The organism is uncultured Corynebacterium sp. (assembly GCF_902489365.1).
Lineage (GTDB): Bacteria > Actinomycetota > Actinomycetes > Mycobacteriales > Mycobacteriaceae > Corynebacterium.
Map to the genome: position 1 here is coordinate 1 of NZ_CABTZR010000045.1, position 18177 is coordinate 18177.

17 protein-coding genes and 1 tRNA gene are annotated in these 18177 nt (G+C 59.4%); 11 read left to right on the plus strand and 7 right to left on the minus strand.

Annotation, left to right across the window (positions count from 1 at the left end):
• Positions 1-119 precede the first annotated feature (119 nt).
• Positions 120-1232, plus strand: a complete 1113-nt coding sequence (locus RDN59_RS07810) for a quinone-dependent dihydroorotate dehydrogenase (protein WP_308607341.1) — start codon at positions 120-122, stop codon at positions 1230-1232.
• A 16-nt stretch (positions 1233-1248) separates the two neighbouring features.
• On the opposite strand, the gene RDN59_RS07815 is transcribed toward RDN59_RS07810, so the two are convergent.
• Together RDN59_RS07815 and RDN59_RS07820 are read right to left on the minus strand one after the other, a co-directional pair.
• Entirely contained in the window at positions 1249-1644 is a 396-nt protein-coding gene (locus RDN59_RS07815; protein WP_308607342.1) for a hypothetical protein, read from the minus strand.
• Positions 1645-1667: 23 nt separating this feature from the next.
• Positions 1668-2231: a YbhB/YbcL family Raf kinase inhibitor-like protein gene (locus tag RDN59_RS07820; protein WP_308607343.1), complete on the minus strand. Its 564-nt coding sequence runs from the start codon at positions 2229-2231 to the stop codon at positions 1668-1670.
• Between the two features lie 266 nt (positions 2232-2497).
• On the opposite strand from RDN59_RS07820, the gene RDN59_RS07825 reads away from it, so the two are divergent.
• Both RDN59_RS07825 and RDN59_RS07830 read left to right on the plus strand, forming a co-directional pair.
• Positions 2498-2583 (plus strand) — tRNA-Leu (locus RDN59_RS07825).
• Positions 2584-2663: 80 nt separating this feature from the next.
• Positions 2664-2933, plus strand: a complete 270-nt coding sequence (locus RDN59_RS07830; protein ID WP_308607344.1) for a hypothetical protein — start codon at positions 2664-2666, stop codon at positions 2931-2933.
• On the opposite strand, the gene RDN59_RS07835 is transcribed toward RDN59_RS07830, so the two are convergent.
• The gene (locus RDN59_RS07835) at positions 2930-3601 is read right to left on the minus strand and encodes a DedA family protein (RefSeq protein WP_308607345.1); all 672 of its coding nucleotides are present in this window, start codon (positions 3599-3601) and stop codon (positions 2930-2932) included. The genes RDN59_RS07830 and RDN59_RS07835 overlap by 4 nt on opposite strands.
• A 345-nt stretch (positions 3602-3946) precedes the next feature.
• On the opposite strand from RDN59_RS07835, the gene RDN59_RS07840 reads away from it, so the two are divergent.
• A complete protein-coding gene (locus tag RDN59_RS07840) occupies positions 3947-4687 on the plus strand; it encodes a TVP38/TMEM64 family protein (RefSeq protein ID WP_308607346.1) in 741 nt (246 codons plus the stop codon).
• Between the two features lie 37 nt (positions 4688-4724).
• Positions 4725-5297 (plus strand): MarR family transcriptional regulator, encoded by a 573-nt coding sequence (locus RDN59_RS07845; protein WP_308607347.1) that lies wholly within the window; start codon positions 4725-4727, stop codon positions 5295-5297.
• On the opposite strand, the gene RDN59_RS07850 is transcribed toward RDN59_RS07845, so the two are convergent.
• Positions 5294-6142, minus strand: a complete 849-nt coding sequence (locus RDN59_RS07850) for a DUF3097 domain-containing protein (protein WP_308607348.1) — start codon at positions 6140-6142, stop codon at positions 5294-5296. The genes RDN59_RS07845 and RDN59_RS07850 overlap by 4 nt on opposite strands.
• Positions 6143-6175: 33 nt before the next feature.
• On the opposite strand from RDN59_RS07850, the gene RDN59_RS07855 reads away from it, so the two are divergent.
• Positions 6176-6943, plus strand: a complete 768-nt coding sequence (locus tag RDN59_RS07855; RefSeq protein WP_308607349.1) for a hypothetical protein — start codon at positions 6176-6178, stop codon at positions 6941-6943.
• Here RDN59_RS07855 and RDN59_RS07860 read toward each other — a convergent pair.
• The 3 genes from RDN59_RS07860 to RDN59_RS07870 form a co-directional block, all read right to left on the minus strand.
• On the minus strand, positions 6940-8058 hold the full coding sequence (locus tag RDN59_RS07860; RefSeq protein WP_308607350.1) for a ferrochelatase: 1119 nt from the start codon (positions 8056-8058) through the stop codon (positions 6940-6942). The two genes, RDN59_RS07855 and RDN59_RS07860, sit on opposite strands and share 4 nt — an antisense overlap.
• Positions 8059-8084: 26 nt before the next feature.
• The gene (locus tag RDN59_RS07865) at positions 8085-9989 is read right to left on the minus strand and encodes a DIP1281 family NlpC/P60 protein (protein WP_308607351.1); all 1905 of its coding nucleotides are present in this window, start codon (positions 9987-9989) and stop codon (positions 8085-8087) included.
• Positions 9990-11400: 1411 nt separating this feature from the next.
• Positions 11401-11877, minus strand: a complete 477-nt coding sequence (locus RDN59_RS07870; protein WP_308607352.1) for a DUF6676 family protein — start codon at positions 11875-11877, stop codon at positions 11401-11403.
• A gap of 305 nt (positions 11878-12182) precedes the next feature.
• Here RDN59_RS07870 and acnA point away from each other — a divergent pair, with 305 nt between their 5' ends.
• The 5 genes from acnA to RDN59_RS07895 all read left to right on the plus strand — a co-directional run.
• A complete protein-coding gene (gene acnA / locus RDN59_RS07875) occupies positions 12183-14999 on the plus strand; it encodes an aconitate hydratase AcnA (RefSeq protein ID WP_308607353.1) in 2817 nt (938 codons plus the stop codon).
• A gap of 177 nt (positions 15000-15176) precedes the next feature.
• The gene (locus RDN59_RS07880; RefSeq protein WP_293777714.1) at positions 15177-15749 is read left to right on the plus strand and encodes a TetR/AcrR family transcriptional regulator; all 573 of its coding nucleotides are present in this window, start codon (positions 15177-15179) and stop codon (positions 15747-15749) included.
• A gap of 48 nt (positions 15750-15797) precedes the next feature.
• Entirely contained in the window at positions 15798-16589 is a 792-nt protein-coding gene (locus tag RDN59_RS07885) for a hypothetical protein (RefSeq protein WP_308607354.1), read from the plus strand.
• Positions 16590-16692: 103 nt separating this feature from the next.
• Entirely contained in the window at positions 16693-17475 is a 783-nt protein-coding gene (locus tag RDN59_RS07890) for a hypothetical protein (RefSeq protein WP_308607355.1), read from the plus strand.
• 200 nt (positions 17476-17675) lie between these two features.
• Positions 17676-18177: hypothetical protein (locus RDN59_RS07895; protein ID WP_308607356.1), on the plus strand; the 502-nt coding region annotated here is incomplete at its 3' end.

Here is an 18177-nt window from a genome sequence, read left to right on the forward strand (position 1 = left end):
CCGCCTCAGCTAGCGGTGACGGCCTCCAGTTCATCAGTGATCCGCAACTCGACGAGACACCCCGCTAGATTTCACCATCCCGCGCCTTTTCATCTTCGACTTCTTTTTAAGGACACCGCATGCAGTACTCAGCCCTCGACCGCGCCCGCCACGCCGCCTACCAGGCCGCGTTGAAGGGAATGTTTAAGCTCAGCCCGGAACGCATCCACGGCATCATCAATGGCGGTCTCGCCGCACTGCAGGTCGCCTCGCCGCTTAACCGTGCGCTGGGCAAGGTCGTACCGGTCACTGATCCGGTCCTGGCACAAGAGGTCTTTGGCGTGCGCTTCCCGCGCCCGCTGGGGCTGGCCGCAGGTTTTGATAAGAATGCGGCGGCTGCCGACGTCTGGTCCCCCATCGGCTTCGGATACGCCGAGCTCGGCACCATCACCCCGAAGGCTCAGCCGGGCAATCCCACTCCCCGACTCTTCCGGCTCAAGGCTGATAAGGCCATCTTGAATCGAATGGGCTTTAACAACGAGGGCGCGCTGGCAGCTGCCCGCAATCTACGCAAGCGCCGCTCTAACGATGTCGTTGGCATTAACATTGGTAAGAACAAGGTCACCGAAGCTGAGCATGCGGTGGATGATTACCGCCAATGTGCATCTGTGTTAGGGGATCTGGCCGATTATGTCGTGGTTAACGTCTCCTCCCCTAATACCCCGGGCCTGCGAGACCTGCAGGCGGTGGAATCCCTGCGCCCCATCATGGAGGCCGTGGTGGAAACGACGTCCTCGCCGGTTTTGGTCAAGATTGCACCGGACCTCACCGATGAAGATATTGATGCCGTAGCCGATATGGCCGTGGAGGTTGGACTAGCGGGCATCGTGGCCACGAATACCACCATCTCACGCGAGGGGTTGAAAACCCCGGCTGAGGAGGTCGCGGCGATGGGACCCGGTGGCGTGTCCGGCCCTCCGGTGGCTGCGCGCTCGCTGGAGGTCCTGCAGCGCCTCCACGCTCGCGTGGGTGATGAACTGGTTTTGATTTCTGCCGGTGGTATTTCCACCCCGGAACAGGCGTGGGAGCGTATCACCGCAGGAGCCTCGCTGCTGCAGGGCTACACCGGCCTGATCTACGGCGGCCCGGATTGGATCCGCGATATCCACCGCGGCATTGCCCAGCAGATTCACGCTCACGGCTTGAGCAACATCTCGGAGGCCGTAGGTTCCGGACTGGAATGGGCGGACTAGCCGGCCACGGGGGGTTCTAGCGCAAGGTGCGGCGGATAATGACCGCGCATAGCCCTGCTGCGACGGCGTACAGGAAGACCACGTACTGGCCCATCGTGGTGAGAACCGTGTTGGGAAGCGCCCGGCTGGCGATGATGAGGACGAGCGCTAAGACCAGCGCGATGATCTGCTCGCGGCTACCCCGTTGATCGCGGCGTTGGGTACTGAATGCGCCGACGAGAAGCGCCGCACCCACAATGGCGAGGCGGCGCCATGTCCATTCGAAGGTAGCTCCCCAGCCGTCGGCGAATATGGATACGAGCCCGAATAGCGCGAGCACAGCAGCCAACAGCATGAAGGCGCCGCCCACGCGCAGGGCGGCGGGGATATCTACTCCGTCGGTGGTGGGGTTGGTCTCCGGATTCTTACTCATTGTGATGAGTCTAATTGCCCCCTTTAGTGGGCTTCGTACCAGCCCCAGGTAACCGCACGGCCAAGCGTGTGGAAGAAGAGATTGAAACCGAGGACCGTCGGGGTGGCGTCTGGATCAATCTCCAACTTCTCCACGTCAACGGCGTGCACGGCGAACAAATAGCGGTGCGGGGCATGCCCGGCTGGCGGCTGGGGCCCGTAGTAGACACGCTGGCCGCTATCGCCTCGCAGGCTGATGACCCCGTGGTGGCCGAGGTCCTCGGAAGAGCCGGCTCCAGTGGGGAGCTCGCGGACGTCGGCAGGAATGTTGAAAGCCGCCCAGTGCCAGAAACCAGAACCCGTAGGCGCGTCAGGATCAAAGCAGGTGACGGCAAAGGACTTGGTTCCCTCGGGGACGTTGGTCCAGGACAGCTGTGGAGAGATATTCTCAGGAGCCCGGAAACGTTCCGCAATCTCCGCGCCTTCCTCGATGTCAGAGGAGGTCACGGTGAAGGCGGGTACATCGCCCAATGGGGCATAGGGGTCCGGACCCGGGAAGCGAGAGTCAGCGGCGTAGTTCGCAGTGTTATCTGATGTGTTGCTAGTCATAGATCCCTTTGTACCTGAAAGCTATATTCAGCGCTCTGACTTACTAAGACTGACTTACTATGACTCGCTAGGCCGACTTCACAGGCGGGGCATGCGGGCGCAACGATCCGGCACGCACTAGCGACGATGAAGACTCTACTTTCATCAGTGTGTTTTCAATCCTCAAAAGTGGCGCAAAACATGGCGTGTAGTGCTGATTTGTGAAGTGACACCGGTTCAGGATACAGTATTCGAGTGCCCAGCCGAGAGGCTGAACAAACACCCTAGCCCGGGTGGCGGAATGGCAGACGCGCTAGCTTGAGGTGCTAGTGTCCTATTAACGGACGTGGGGGTTCAAGTCCCCCCTCGGGCACAGATAGAAGCCCCGTGTTTCGCATTGTCAGAAAAGGCAGGTGATTCACGGGTCTTTTCGCATCGGTACAGTGGGTGCGTATGTACGCTACTTTTACCTATCTAGATCCTTTCACCGCGCAGCGCCATGTGGTCGAGGCCCCCGAGGACTCTCAGTATGTTGTGGTTAAACGGCTCGGTGACGCCGTTGTTGATGGCACGGTGATGAGCTTCCACGCCACCCATGCGCAAGCCCGCGACGCGGTCATGACCGGCCTCACGGAGGAATTGCGGCACGCTGGGGACAACGAACCCGTTTATGTCACCCACGCTCGCTTGCGGGGTGAGTACGCTCGCTACGTGGACTGCTAAGCTGCCCGGCTATTAATAGGTTCCGCTTCTTCCACTACAGTCGCCTTCTTCTTCGACGTGACATAGCTGTGCACAGCCTTGATCAGGATGGGCGCTACAGACAGCGCGATGATAAGCAGCATGATCTTCTCAATCGAATCGGCAATGCCTGGAATATTTCCCAAGAAGACGCCGACCAAATTCATGGAGAGCACCCATGCCACTGCCCCGCTAACGTTCCATCCGATGAACTTTTTATAGGGCATTTCAGCCGTACCAGCGGCCACCGGGACGAAGGTGCGCACAATGGGAACGAAGCGTCCCAACACCAACGCCAGCGGGCCATGCTTGCGGAAGAAGTTCTCCGCGGTGATGAGGTACTCCAGCTTGAGAAGCCGTGCATCGTGCTTAAACAGGCCGCGCCCAAAGCGGTGACCAATCCAGTAGCCCACTTGGTCACCGGCAATGGCAGCTATCATGCCAACCGCTATAAGCAGCCACAGTGAGACATGAAGGTCATAACGCAAAATCGCAGCGGTCACCAAGAGTGAATCCCCCGGAAGGAACGGAAAGAGTACTCCTGACTCAATGAACACCACGAGGCCAATACCGCCTATGACCCACGGCCCAAAAGCCTCAAGCAAGGTAGCCGCGTCCATGTAAGACGTGAGGTTATGAAGAAAGTTCATGGTTGTACTCCAATAACTACAGGTGTGACAGCAGACAGGAAAAGGGGCTCATAGCAAGGAAAGAAACCGCTCCGCAGCGAGCGCGCGCAGACGAGAAAGGCGGCAGAAATTAGCTAAAGATCAAGCAAGATAAGTGGACTAAATCAGCTCATGCGGATGCGTGCCTCTGATAAGTATCCACCGCGGAGTGCTGAAACCGTGCATCGAACTGGGGCTTGCCAGCAAGTTGGGGCTCTACTCCCAGTTCCTCCCCAGACACCGCGACTCGCGGGACGCGCTTGGATCCCGGGACGCGCTTGGATCCAATGAGGATTTCGGCCTCACTCGGATTAAGCTTGTAGCCCTATGAAAACTGGTTGGGTGTACAGCGTCGGTGACTTTTGTACGTCTTTGGCGCGCTCGGCTTGGCGGAGCTGCAGCCGCTGGACGTGGAAGCGTTGGGCGGCGGTAATCCTCACCGGCATGGCGCTGGTGATTCTTGCCGTGCTTGTCGACGTCCCCTCTCTCTCCGCGCTTCGTTCTTGGTCGCAGCACCTCGGGCCATGGTTTCTCGTCGTCTTTGCCAGCGCCTATATCTTCTTCACGCAGTTCCCCATCCCCCGAACAGTATGGACTTTAGCCGCGGGGCTCCTCTTCGGCCCGTGGCTCGGGCTGGTCATCTCCCTCGTCGCACTGACCATCTCCGCCACTGTTTCCCTGCTGATAATCCGCAGCTTGCTTGGTGAATGGATTCGCCCGCACCTCACGCACCCGGCGGTCTATGCCATCAATGCGCGCCTGGACCGCCGCGGTTGGCTCGCCGTGGCCTCATTGCGGATGGTCGCGGGAGTTCCGTTTTCCTTATTAAACTATGTCGCGGCCCTCACCCCAATTTCGGTCCTGCAGTTTTCCATCGCCACTCTCATCGGTTCGATTCCCACGACCGCTATCGGTGTCTTTTTCGGGGACGCGCTTACCGGCAAGACAAGTCCCTACACCATCGTTGGCTTTGTCCTCGCCGCTGCACTCGGTATCGCCGGACTCATTTTAGACACGCGCTTGCCGCCGGAGCCCGGTATGCGACGACCGGTCAAGCGCAAGGGGTAGACTAAACGTTGTTTCTCGCTGGAAGGAGTCTCTCAACGTGCTAGCAGTCCATGCCCGCTACCGCGGTCGCTCGGTGCGCCGCGCCGATTTGGTCCAACGCTCCGCAGCTGCGCTTTCCACGCTGGAGGGCATCGGTGAATTCGAGGTCCTTGGCGTCGAGGATATTTGCGCCGTTGCCTACTCCTCTTCCGCGGTTTGCGATGTCGTCATGGCACTCCTTGCGGACGGTGACTGGGCCATCGGTATCGGTGTTGTCCCGGGCGAGAGCGCGGGAGATGCCGAGACGCGCGCCGTCGCTACCGCTGCTGTGAAGGGATCAGCACGCGCGGGGCATGTCTACGCCAAGGTTGATCGGCGCGGGCGGGCGCAGGAAGCGCAGGATATTGCAGCGGCCTTCGCTCTCCTCGGCTTCGTACTCAATAAGCGCACGATGGAGGGCCGCGAGGCTACATCCTTGGTGCGCGGAGGACTGAACCAGAATGAGGCTGCCGAGGAATTGGGTATCTCCAAACAGGCTATGTCCCAGCGCCTCCAGGCGGCAGGCTGGGCAGCGGAAACCGCCGGATGTCAGCTCGCGGTGAATCTCATCGACCGAGCGAATTCGAACTAAAGAAGATCTTCTTTGCGCAGCTCGGGCGTCGTGACGAAGTCTACGAGACGTTCTACAGCGCCGATGAGCGTGGAATCGAGATCCCGGAATGAATTGACGGCATTATAAACACGGCTCCAGCCTTCCTTGGGATCGGACCAGCCCGCTCGCCGGCAGATACCAGCCTTCCAGTCCTCCCCATAGGGAACTTCGGGCCAGGCGCGCAGCCCTAGGCGCTCGGGTTTAACGGCTGCCCAGATATCAATGAAGGGATGTCCGGTTACGAGCACATGCTCGCCCACTGTTTGCGTCAACCGCGTTTCCTTTGAGCCTTCTACGAGGTGATCCGCGAGAACTCCCACGCGGCGCCCAGGCCCGGGCTGGAATTCAGCGAGGCGTTCCTCGAGGTTGTCTAGACCCTCGAGGTATTCGACTACCACGCCCTCTACTCGCAGGTCGTGCCCCCAGACCTTCTCCACGATCGCCGCATCATGGATACCTTCGACCCAAATACGTGATGGCGCAGCTACTTTCGCCTCAACGTTCTCAACGCGGCGCGATCCAGAGTTCGACTTTCTGGGTGCTTGCTTCTCGACGTATCTCGTCAGCGTCACCGCCTGCCCCTCCACAAGGAAGCCGCCCTTGACAAGTTTGAATACTCGCTCGGTACCGTGACGATCTTCGAGGCGCACGACTGGCCCCCACGCGGTCTTGTCCACGCCCATCACCGCCCCCACGAAATCGTCTCCCCGAACCTCGACGACCAGCCCCGGTTCTGCGGGCACCTCGGGGTATTCGGTTTTCTTCTTGCGTGCATGTCCGGCGAAAATATCGCCACCGTAAGGATCCCGGGAATTCAAGCTCATAGCGGTCTACCCTATCGTCTACACTGTCCAGCCATGGATATGCGCGCCGAAGTCTGGTCCCCTCTGCAAAACGTTGCCGTGTGGCTTGGAGCGTGGTTGTGGGGCCAGGAGTCTACCGATGACTTCCTCGACGCTCTCACTGAGCTTGGCGGCGAGCAATTAACCGCTGACGGTCAGCCTTTCGTTAATGTTATGTCACTTCTAAGGCGCGAGACGGCCGTCATCATCGAGCGCGCTGAGCGGGAGCCATTGCTGCGACTGGTCCTTTCTGGGCCCGGCGAAGCACCGGCTCTTCCGGCGGGATCCGAATCCGCTCAAGCTGCGGCCGAAAACCCGGCCGGCGCCATTGTTGTGCGCACCAACGATCCAGATAGGAATTTAGTGCTTATCCCCACCTACACCGCAGGTGTGACACGGTGGACGGTGATTGAGGAAACGGCCCCGTTGCCCTCGCCCGCGTGGCTGAGCCCAGGAGAGGCGGATGCGCTGCTGAGCACTGCAACGAATGAATCGGCCACTCTCATCGAGGCAACGGGGTATCGCAGCGATGCTCTCCCCAACCCGCGGCTGACCGTAGGTACGCTGAGCGACTTCTACGACACACCGGGCTTGCCCTCAGCCGTGCCGGGGCGTGCGGCAAAACTCTTTGCTCGGGCTGACCGGGTTGCTGCCATTATCGAGACGGTGACTGATCGAGTCCAAGACCACAGCCTCGATCCGCAGCTTCTGCGCCTGTGGCGCCACATCCGCCATGCGCGCATGGCGGGAGTGGCCTACACACTAAGCGAATTCGCGCGCTAGTGCGGCTTGCGCAGCGACCAAATATCGCAGCAACCATCAGCGCAGGGCTCGCCGTTGACCGTGCACCCCTGCACTGTGACCTCGCCGAGGGACGCGGACTCACCGCTCTGCTCTAGTTCCTCGATCAGATCCACGATCAGCGACGCAAAGCGCTCAGACGGCCCGGCAGTGCGGGTGCGGTAGACACTGACGCCCATCGCATCGGCGGCCTGCTTGAGCTCGGAATCGAGATCCCAAATCACCTCCATGTGATCAGAGATGAATCCGATGGGACAGACGACGACGCCGTCGACGCCTTCCTCTTCGTGGATCCGTGTGGTGTGGTCTACGATGTCCGGTTCCAACCACGGGGTGGCCGGGTTGCCGGAGCGCGATTGCCACACGAGGTCATAGTCCTTAACACCAGCGGCTTCGGCGACGAGGCGAGAGGCCTCCGCCACCTGGCGCGAGTAGATATGCTTATCCCCTTCAGCACCTCCTACCGCATCGTGGGCCGTGGGCACTGAGTGCGCGGTGAAGAGCATGCGAGTGCTAGCCAGCTTGTCGGCCGGAACCTGCGCGTAGGCCTCCCGTACAGCGGCAGCCATCTCCTCTACGAACTTCGGGTGATCGAAGAATTGACGCAGCTTGGTGAAGGTAATGTCTGGGAGGTTCTTTTCTTCAACGTGTCGACGCAGGGCAACGATGTCTTCGTTGTACTGGCGGCAGGCGCTGTAGCCACCCCAAGCCGAGGTGGCAAACACGGCGACGCTGCGCACTCCATCTGCTGCCATCTGTTCAACGGCTTCTGTGCCAAAGGGATGCCAATTGCGGTTACCAAAATAGACAGGCAGATTATGTCCGCGGCTCGAAAGCTCCGCAGAGATATTAGCGATGATCTCTCGATTCAATGCGTTGAGAGGGCTTATGCCGCCGAAATGGAAGTAGTGCTCCCCCACCTCTTCGAGGCGCTCACGAGGGATGCCACGGCCGCGGGTAACGTTCTCCAAAAACGGAACGACCTCCTCGTTTCCTTCCGGGCCACCGAAAGAAAGAACGAGGAGGGCGTCAAATGAGGAGGGCACCGAATCGGTGCTGTGGGCGTTGCCCTGGGCAGTACGCAGTGTGTCAGTCATGCAGCCTAGTCTAGCAACGCGCCCTCCTAGATCAGGCGCACGGCATAGGGGGCCATGCCGCCTTGTCGTACTGGGGTAATACTGACGTTTTGGCCGGACTGGGGAGCTTCAACCATGGTGCCATCACCAAGGTAGATCGCCACGTGCTGGTTGCCGTTAGGGCCATAGAAGATAAGGTCGCCGCGCTCCATTTCGCTCGGGGAAATCTTCGTTCCCTTCTGGTACTGGTAACCGGTGTAGTGCGGTAAGGAAATACCCACGCCGGCGAAGGCATACAGAACCAGCCCGGAGCAGTCGAAACCAACCTTGTTGTAGTCACCGTGGGAGTCTGCAACGCCTCCATCACGGATGCCCTTGGTAGGGCCATTTGCGTCACCGCCGCCCCACGCATACGGAACACCGACTTGGGAAGTGGCGCGCTTAATCACGGTCTCGATCTTTGCGTCGCGGGAGGCGTCGCCTAGCGTTGCCGATGCCTCCTTGGTCACGCTGTCGGTGGTATCAAGCTCTTCGAGGACGCCGGACACCTCGGAGGCAAGAGAATCCTCGTCCTCAGTGGACGTGGTCGTGGATGCCGAATTACTCGTCGACGTCTCGGTGGACCCCGCCGCCGTGGACCCCGTGCTCTCCGCTTCGCCCTGAAGGGCAAAGAGCTTCGAAGAGCCCTGCACCAGCGCGTCGATCTCGTCCTGGGTCAAGCTGTTGTCGTGGCTAGGCTGGGACGCCGCCACCATCGAGGCGACGGTTCCAACTACGCCGATGCCGAGGGCAACCGTCTCAGGATCGATGTCACCCGGATCAAAAGAGCTGCCGTCTCGGGGCAGCCCCGTCTCCTTCTTCTCAGAGCCAGTTGCGCGAGTAGAGGACAGCTCCTGCACGTTTGGATCCGAAGCAACCGCGTCTGCAGCGCTTGAAAGCTCCTTCATCTCCTCCGCAGAGACCGCAGGGGTCGAGCGCTGTGCTTGGAGCGTAGGAGTCTTGGCTTCAGAGGCCGAAGGGCCAGCTGGAGCGTTGGTCGTGGACTCGGCGGCAGCCGTTGTGCTGGCGGGCTCGGACGGGGATACCGTGGACTCGTCGGCGTCGTCAGCGGTCTCGGTGACGTCCTGCGTATCGCTCTGCACCTCCGAAGTCAACGGCCCATCATTGACCTCTGGACTAGTCTCAGGGGTTGACTTTTCATCGTCGTCAAGCCCCTTAGCATGATTGAGGGCCTTATGGAGAGCGGAGAGTTGTGAGAGAAGACCATCGCGTTCGGACGCCGAATCCTTGATGGAGGCTTCGGAGGCGGTGAGCTGATCGCGTGCTGCGGTCTCGGCATCAGCGGCCCGGTCCGCGCGCTCCTCAGCAAGCTGCTGGGTCTTGCGAAGCTGAGATTCCTTATTGGCCTTTTCCGTCCGCTGCTTTTCCAAGTCACGCAACACCGCCTGTTGCTTATCGGATTGCGATCGTAGATAGGACTGGCGCTCGAGCATATCCGAGCGGGCGTCTTTACCTGCTGCATGAGCAACGGTGTCGGATGTATTGGCGCGGCGATAGGCTGAGCGTGAGACCTCGTCCAACTTGGCTTGCGCATCCGCGACATCCGCCTGCGCGGCGTCGAGTTGCTCGCGGGCCGTCGTGGTTCCCTGGCGCGCCTGGGCCGCCTTGGTTCGAGCGTCGTTGAGATCGACGAGCGCCCGGTTCACCGATTCGCGTTGGATGCCGATGGCTGCTTCGGCCTGAGCGATACGTTCCTCGATCTGCGCGATTGCGCCGGCGAGGTCAGCGATGGACGGATTATCGGAGGATAGCAGGGAGTCGATGTTGAGCTGCTCAGGTTCCGCTGCCACTGCTGGAGTGAGCGAGGAGGCAGTAGATAAGGCTGCAGTGGTCGCAATAGCAGCGAAGGCTGCTTTGAGGCGCCGGAAGCCGAAAGATGATGTGGTGGCCACGAGAGTTATCTCCTAGACACCTACCCATGTAATTGTGCATCCCTAAAGTATTTCCTCATGGCTGGGCGAAGCCGGATGCGGCAGCAGTAAACGCCGCCGGGACTTGAGGTTGGTAGACCGCTCATCGCGAGTAGGTACTGCGGGGTGCGTCGTCTCCCTCACCGCATCGAAGCTGAAAAGTTGCATGCGTGCCTAAGGAAAGCCGTGCGTTTCCTAGAACTACGCCTTCGAGGCTGATGAAGCGGTAATGGATACGCGATCAAGGGTGGTCGAACGAGGCATATACATTCTGGCGCAGGCAAGAGCATTCCTGCGTTCGTGCCCCTAAAGGGCACGGTGTCCTGCCAACAACGGCGACACTAAAAGTACTGCGCGGGCGCTGTGTATGCACCAACGTCACATCAGACCGCCGCCCCAATCTTCCAATTACAGAGCGTCCCTCACTCAAGGGTGAGTACGCCTAGGACTAGCCGCGATCCGACGACGAAGGGGCACACCTCTGGCTGAGGGCCACGGCTCTCACGGTTCCTCCTCGCTGGACGCCGCGCTCGTGAAAGCAGCAACTCGCGCCCACATGGCACAAGTGCCCGCCTCCATGGCTGGCACCCAACCGGAAACCGGAAGAGCATACGGCCGCTTCTTGCCCGCTACAAAGACGCGCACAATGAAGTGTGTGAAGCCTCTTCCACTCGGAAGGTAGGTGTTTCGATTTTTAAAAGTTGAACACTGGTACCGACTGCCTCGGGCAAACTGTTCTGCTACTCGCGTCAGCAGTGACACGACGTTCATCCACCAGGCGGTGAACCCCAACTGTTCCCTTCGCTCGTGGCGTGCTTCCCCACATACCCGTGCGACAAATCAATTGAGAGTCAAGGCTTGGCCCATGAACGTATGGAGCAATAGTCAACCCGTGAGTCGATACGTGAACCATACGTCACCGACACGCCATCTCGCACACTTTCCTCAATTTTCACATCAGCCACGTGCGGGCACAGGGCATGACAGGAGCACCTAACCTGCAATGACTTTGTTATCAAGGTGTGATTGTGATGTTTATCACTTTTGAGTAACGCCTACTCGCAAGGTCTGCTTCCAAGGCTGCCTGGCGGTGAATGTGCGGTGTCACGTCTTGAGGCTTGTCTCACCGACCGCTCTCGTGGTTGCTCCGGATTGCTACATTCATCCTTCATGGCGGACTGGGGCACGGAATTCCAACGGGACCACGTGACCCTTGGTGAAATTTCACGGCCCGGCATACCCCTCAGTGACGGATGTCTTGTCGTTCGGCGCGCGACGCCAACCACTCCCCCGCTTCGAAAGTAAAGGGATAGTGGTTGACTTTTGCCACTTCCCCACTCCCCCTACTGTCAACCCCCGGCGAGCAGCGAGGTGTGCACGGTAGATATTTCACCTATTTTTCGGCGGCCAAATTTTGCCGTGCAGACGCACGGAAAGCCATCCATCCGGCGGCTGCAGCAAGGCAGAAAAGGAGTCCCAGGATGATCCCCCATGGTGTCGAAAAATGGTCAGCGGTGGCATAGAAATCATTGAGCAGCGTGACCTGATCGAGTCCGGTTGGTAATGCATCTTCGGCCGCCTCCAAGGCCGCGCGGTTATAGGAATTACTCACCGCAGAGACCTTCATGGGCGCCTGCAGTATGACGGTGTCTAGTCCCGTCTGTTGCTGGAGGGTTTGCGCTAAGTCGCGGAGATCTGGAATCTTCTCCGGAAAGACGTCAACCACTGCGATACCGTGTCCGGATTGTAATGAGGTAGAGATGTGGGCCTGGAGGTCGTCGTCAAGCGCCAGCTCCGGATTGGAGAAGGCAACGCCATCGGCTGACAGCTGCGCGGTAATATCGTCTACATCTACGTCCGCCGGGATCATCTGCCACTCCTCGTTGTCTTGTAGCGCTTCGGTTCCCCCTACAGTCGTGGTTGAGCCTAAACCGTCCAACCCGGGCAACCGCCACGACGCGCCGCTACCCCCGAAATGGATGAAACAGAACGCGCGTACTGTTATAGTGGTGTCGACCGAGGGTTCTTACATCTACAATGTATTAGAGAACATGCGCGTTCAAAGATCGTCGACACGCTTGGCCCCCTGAAGGGACAGTGCAAGTCGGATAGTTCGACGAACCCTCGACAAGTGTTCGATAACCCACAAGCGAAAAGCAAGGAATGGAGCTCCTTATGACTGAAAGCCTGAACTCCTTCGGCGCCAAGAAGACTCTTGAGGTCAACGGTAAGTCTTATGACTACTTTGACATCAACGCAGTCGAGGGCCTGGAGAAGCTTCCGTACTCCCTCAAGGTTCTGGCTGAGAACCAGCTGCGCTACGAGGACGGTAAAAACGTAACCAAGGATCACATCAACGCTTTGGCCAATTGGGATCCTTCCGCTGAGCCGGATACTGAGATTCAGTTCACCCCGGCCCGCGTTCTCATGCAGGATTTCACTGGCGTCCCTTGCGTGGTGGACCTCGCAACCATGCGTGAGGCTATCTCCGCACTCGGCGGCAAGCCCGACCAGGTGAACCCGCTCAACCCGGCTGAGATGGTTATTGACCACTCCGTCATCGTCGAAGCCTTCGGCTCCACCGAAGCCCTCGAGAAGAACGTCGAGATCGAGTACGAGCGCAACCAGGAGCGCTACCAGTTCCTGCGCTGGGGCGCTGAGAGCTTCTCTAACTTCCGTGTTGTTCCCCCGGGAACCGGTATTGTCCACCAGGTCAATATTGAGTACCTCTCCCGCGTGGTCTTCGACAACGACGGTCTCGCATACCCGGATACCTGTATCGGTACCGACTCCCACACCACCATGGAGAACGGCCTGGGCATCCTGGGCTGGGGTGTTGGCGGCATCGAGGCAGAGGCAGCAATGCTGGGTCAGCCGGTGTCCATGCTGATCCCGCGCGTGGTGGGCTTCAAGCTCACCGGCGAGATTCCGACCGGCGTGACCGCTACCGACGTGGTGCTGACCATCACCGAGATGCTGCGTCAGCACGGTGTCGTTCAGAAGTTCGTCGAGTTCTACGGCAACGGTGTGAAGTCCGTGCCGCTGGCCAACCGCGCCACCATCGGTAACATGTCCCCCGAGTTCGGTTCCACCGCTGCGATCTTCCCGATCGACGAGGAGACCATCAAGTACCTCGAGCTCACCGGCCGCCCGCAGGAGCAGATCGATCGCGTTGAGGCTTATGCCAAGGCTCAGGGCATGTGGCTCGAGCAGGACGCTCCGGAGGCAGAGTACTCCGAGTACCTCGAGTTGGATCTGTCCACCGTTAAGCCGTCCATCGCTGGCCCGAAGCGCCCGCAGGACCGCATTCTCCTCTCCGAGGCAAAGGAGCAGTTCCGTAAGGACCTGCCGACCTACGCTTCCGGTGACGTCGTCGCCGACGAGTCCACCATCGAGGCAAAGCGCATGACCGCCGAGGGCGGCGACGAGAATGCTCTCGTTGACGTGACCGGTGGCCTGAACAAGTCCCGCGCAGGCGAGGGTGAGTCCGCTGCCAAGGGCAGCTCCGGCCGCCAGTCCAACCCGGTGACCGTCACCTCCCCGAACGGTGGCGAGTACACCTTGGACCACGGCATGGTTGCTATCGCCTCCATCACCTCCTGCACCAACACCTCTAACCCGTCTGTCATGGTTGGCGCTGGCCTCATCGCACGTAAGGCTGCTGAAAAGGGCCTGAAGTCCAAGCCGTGGGTTAAGACCATTTGTGCCCCGGGTTCCCAGGTCGTTGACGGCTACTTCCAGCGCGCAGACCTGTGGAAGGATCTGGAGGCCTTGGGCTTCTACCTCTCCGGCTTCGGCTGCACCACCTGTATTGGTAACTCCGGTCCGCTGCCGGAGGAAATCTCCAACGCTATCAACGAGCACGATCTGGCTGCTACCGCAGTGCTGTCCGGTAACCGTAACTTCGAAGGCCGTATCTCCCCGGACGTCAAGATGAACTACTTGGCTTCCCCCATCATGGTTATCGCCTACGCTATTGCCGGCACCATGGACTTCGATTTCGAGACCCAGCCGCTGGGCCAGGATCAGGATGGCAACGATGTCTTCCTCAAGGACATCTGGCCTTCCCCGCAGGAGATTGAGGACACCATCCAGCAGGCCATCTCCCGCGAGCTCTACGAGGCGGACTACGCCGACGTGTTCAAGGGCGATGACGCATGGCGCAGCCTGGATGTCCCGGAGGGTGAGACCTTCAAGTGGAATGAGGACTCCACCTACATCCGCAAGGCACCGTACTTCGACGGCATGCCAACTGAGCCGGAACCGGTTCAGGACATCAAGGGCGCTCGTGTTCTGGCTAAGCTCGGTGACTCCGTAACCACCGACCACATCTCCCCCGCTTCCTCCATTAAGCCGGGCACCCCGGCCGCTCAGTACCTGGATGCCAACGGTGTGGAGCGCCAGGACTACAACTCCCTGGGTTCCCGTCGTGGTAACCACGAGGTCATGATGCGCGGTACCTTCGCCAACATCCGCCTCCAGAACCAGCTGGTCGACGTCGCCGGTGGCTACACCCGCGACTTTACCCAGGAGGGCGCACCGCAGGCCTTCATTTTCGATGCCTGCGAGAACTACAAGGCAGCCGATATCCCGCTGGTTGTTCTTGCCGGTAAGGAATACGGCACCGGTTCTTCCCGTGACTGGGCTGCTAAGGGCACCAACCTGCTTGGTGTGAAGGCTGTCATCACCGAGTCCTTCGAGCGCATCCACCGCTCCAACCTCATCGGTATGGGCGTCATCCCGCTGCAGTTCCCGGAGGGCGAGTCCCACGAGTCTCTGGGCCTGGACGGCACCGAGACCTTCGATATCGAGGGCATTGAGGCTCTTAACGAGGGCGGCATTCCGAAGACGGTCCACGTGACCGCCACCAAGGAATCCGGCGAGACCGTTGAGTTCGATGCCAAGGTTCGCATCGATACGCCTGGTGAGGCCGACTACTACCGCCACGGCGGCATCCTGCAGTTCGTTCTGCGCCAGATGGTCAAGGCCTAAACCAACCTTGCCCACCATGCAGGCTCACCGGAAACGGGGTGGCCTGCATAGTTAGGCGGATAGGCCAGCTAGCAACATAGAGTGCTGGCTGGCCTTTCTGCTTCTCGCCCCACATACTCCGCATACTTCCGTCACCTGTCTATCCCCCGCTGTGCTTTAAGGAGCTTTTCCCCAGCCATGCCGATTATGAGCGACTCCGAACTGAACCGCCGCCGCCATGACATCCTGGTGGGTGCACGCAGATGCTTCGCTGAGCACGGCTATGAAGGTGCCACGGTTCGACGCCTCGAAGAAGCCACGGGCAAATCGCGCGGGGCCATTTTTCACCACTTCGGCGATAAAGAATCTCTCTTTTTGGCCTTGGCCCGGGAAGACGCGGCCCGCGAGGCCGAGGTCGTAGCAAACAACGGTCTCGTTGAGGTAATGAGCGAGATGCTGCGCCATCCAGAGCGCCACGATTGGCTCGCCACACGGCTCGCGGTGACCTCGATGTTGCGCACGGATCCATCCTTCGCCGCTCGCTGGCATGAGGAGCAGCAGATCTTGGATAAGGCGGTTCGCGCGCGTTTGGAATCCAACGCCGAGAAGGGCCGGCTGAGGGACGACGTCTCCATCGATACCCTCGTGACTTATCTGGAGACCTTCATGGACGGCTTTATCAACCGCCTGGCTCTCGGGGACACAAAGAATCTAGAACAGGTGTTGTCCTTAGTAGAGCAATCGATTCGTGGCCCACACGCAGATCACTAAGCGCTTAACACTCAGTGCCGGAGTGTGGTTGACGCTACACTGTGGCGCATGGACCATACTCCCCTACAGCTTCCGCGGACGCAGTGTGGAATCAGTCTGAATGCCACACCCCGGCTTGCTCCGAAAGAACAGCGCGCCCACGATGCTCAGCCGAGTCCGCGAATAGACAATTCAGGTCTTCGCGCGGTTATCGAGGAGGCTGGGCCACTGCCTGGACGCCTGAAGATCAGCGACCTGTCAGTCTGGCTCATCATAGGTCTAGTTGGTCTATTTATGTGCAAGATGACGATCTCTTTCTTCGCTGGTGATTTTGGTCCTCCGCGAACCAGCTTCTCTGACTTCGGCATATTTTCGCTAATCCCGATCATTTTTTGTTTGCTCAGCACGATGTTTCTCGCTGTGAGTCTGTGGAACATTCTCAAGGAGATCGGTAACGTTCGGCGTCTGCGCACCGCGTGGCGCAACGGCTGGGTAGAATATCGTCCCGCCCTCATTGGTGAGTTGGTTTACCTACGCAGCAAAACCGAAGGACCCGAAGATCGCGAACGGACCTATTTCTATTACTCCGCGCCGCTCATGATCCTTCAGCCAGACGGCACACTAGCGAGGGCCATGTCCGGTGAGTTTCGAGCTGCGAATCCGAGCTGGCTAAAGTCACGGGGCGCCGCAGTGGCGGAGGGGGCCCGGATCGCTACCGTGGATACTGCGAACAATAATGGATGGACCGTCGCTGCTTACCGCACCGACGGAACGAGCTCAGAGGCGGAACTCTCCAATGGACTCACCGGCGGCCAAGTTGATGCCGTTCTCCAATTCGCCGAACAGCATTGGGTGCGCTAAGCCGCTGTTTGATTGGTTGGCCCGCCGCCCAACACGGGTCCTACTCCCCATTGGGTGTTGAGGCGACGAGAAAGGCGGCTCCAAGCCCTTTACACTGTGATCCATGACGCAGCCTTCTATTCAATTGCCTCGGTCACCGCTGAAATTTGATGCAGCCAGCGCCAGCTCCCTCGCGCCTAAGGAATTAAAGGAGCACGATCAGCAGCCGAACCCCAACGTGGACCGCAGCGGTATTCGCGAAGCTATCAATAGTGTCGGGCGACCGATCGGCCAAACGAATCTCGGAACGATCATCGTTGGATTCATCCTCATCTCCATGGGGGTCATGTCCCTCTTCTTCACAGTGATGCATGTGCTTTTCCTCTTTGTCCTCTTTCCGGGCGCAGACGGAACGATCGGCGGGATACCAATAGCCAGCATTATCAACGGGCTTGCCGCAATGGTATTCATCTTTGTCGGAGTCATGCTCGTGCGGGGGCGCTGGGGAACGAGGACTAGGTTGCGGACCGCCTGGGCGAATGGGTGGATTGAGTGCCGCCCTGCGTTAATCGGGGAGCTCGTCTACAAGCGCCGCGTCGACTACGACGACAACACCGACTATTACTACACCGCCCCGATACTCATCTTGCAGCCAGACGGTTCATTGACAAAGGGCATGACAGCGGAGTTCATCGCCCCGAACCCGAACTGGCTGAAGCTTCGCGGCCGGCTGCTCGCCGACGGTCCCCTCGTCGCCACCGTTGATTTCAACCACAATAACGGCTGGAGTGTGGTCGGATACCGCGCCGATTCAGACTCTCCGCAAGTAGAACTCCAGAATGGTCTGCGCAAGAAGAACATCGAAGCGGCGCTGTCTTTTGCTGAGCAAAACTGGGTAAAAGGCTAGCACCCAGCGACTCGCCATCGTGACGCCCCCACCTTCATCAGGAGCCCACCACATTGTCTCAGCAAGCGATAGCCCCGTTCGACTTTCCGGATCATGAATACTCCGAAAGACTCATTCCCCGTAGCTTAAGGGAAGTATCTTCGCCAAACCCTTCGCCCACAACAGCTGCCGTCGGTCGCGCCATTGCAGCGGCTGGGCCAATGCCGGGTGGATCCACATCTGGTTGGAAGAACCTGCGGACCACCCTCATCGTGGCGGTAGTGCTACTCGCTATCGCGATATCAGCCATTATCGGCGAAGATACGTTCATCAGCTCGGGGTGGCAGGGATTGGCCGTCGCAGTCTTTTTCCTCGTGCTCGTGGTCGCGGCAGGGAGACAGATCCGATCCATTCGCAGTTCGACGTGGGGCGCACGCCGGTTGGGCACCGCCGCTGAAAATGGCTGGATTGAGTACTATCCCGCGCTGCTCAGCGAGATCTGGCAAACCGGTCGGCACGTGCCGCATGCTGATCCTACCGAGTACTACTACAAAGCAAAGGTGCGCCTCTTCCTCCCTGACAGCACGGTTCAAGAAATCATCAGCGACGAGTTTGAATCCCACACGTCTCCCCGCGCCTTCCGCGAGCAAGGTATAGCCGTGGTGCGCTTCCAAAGCCAAGCTACCTTCGAGCACACCACGGGGTGGTACATCGCCGCTCACC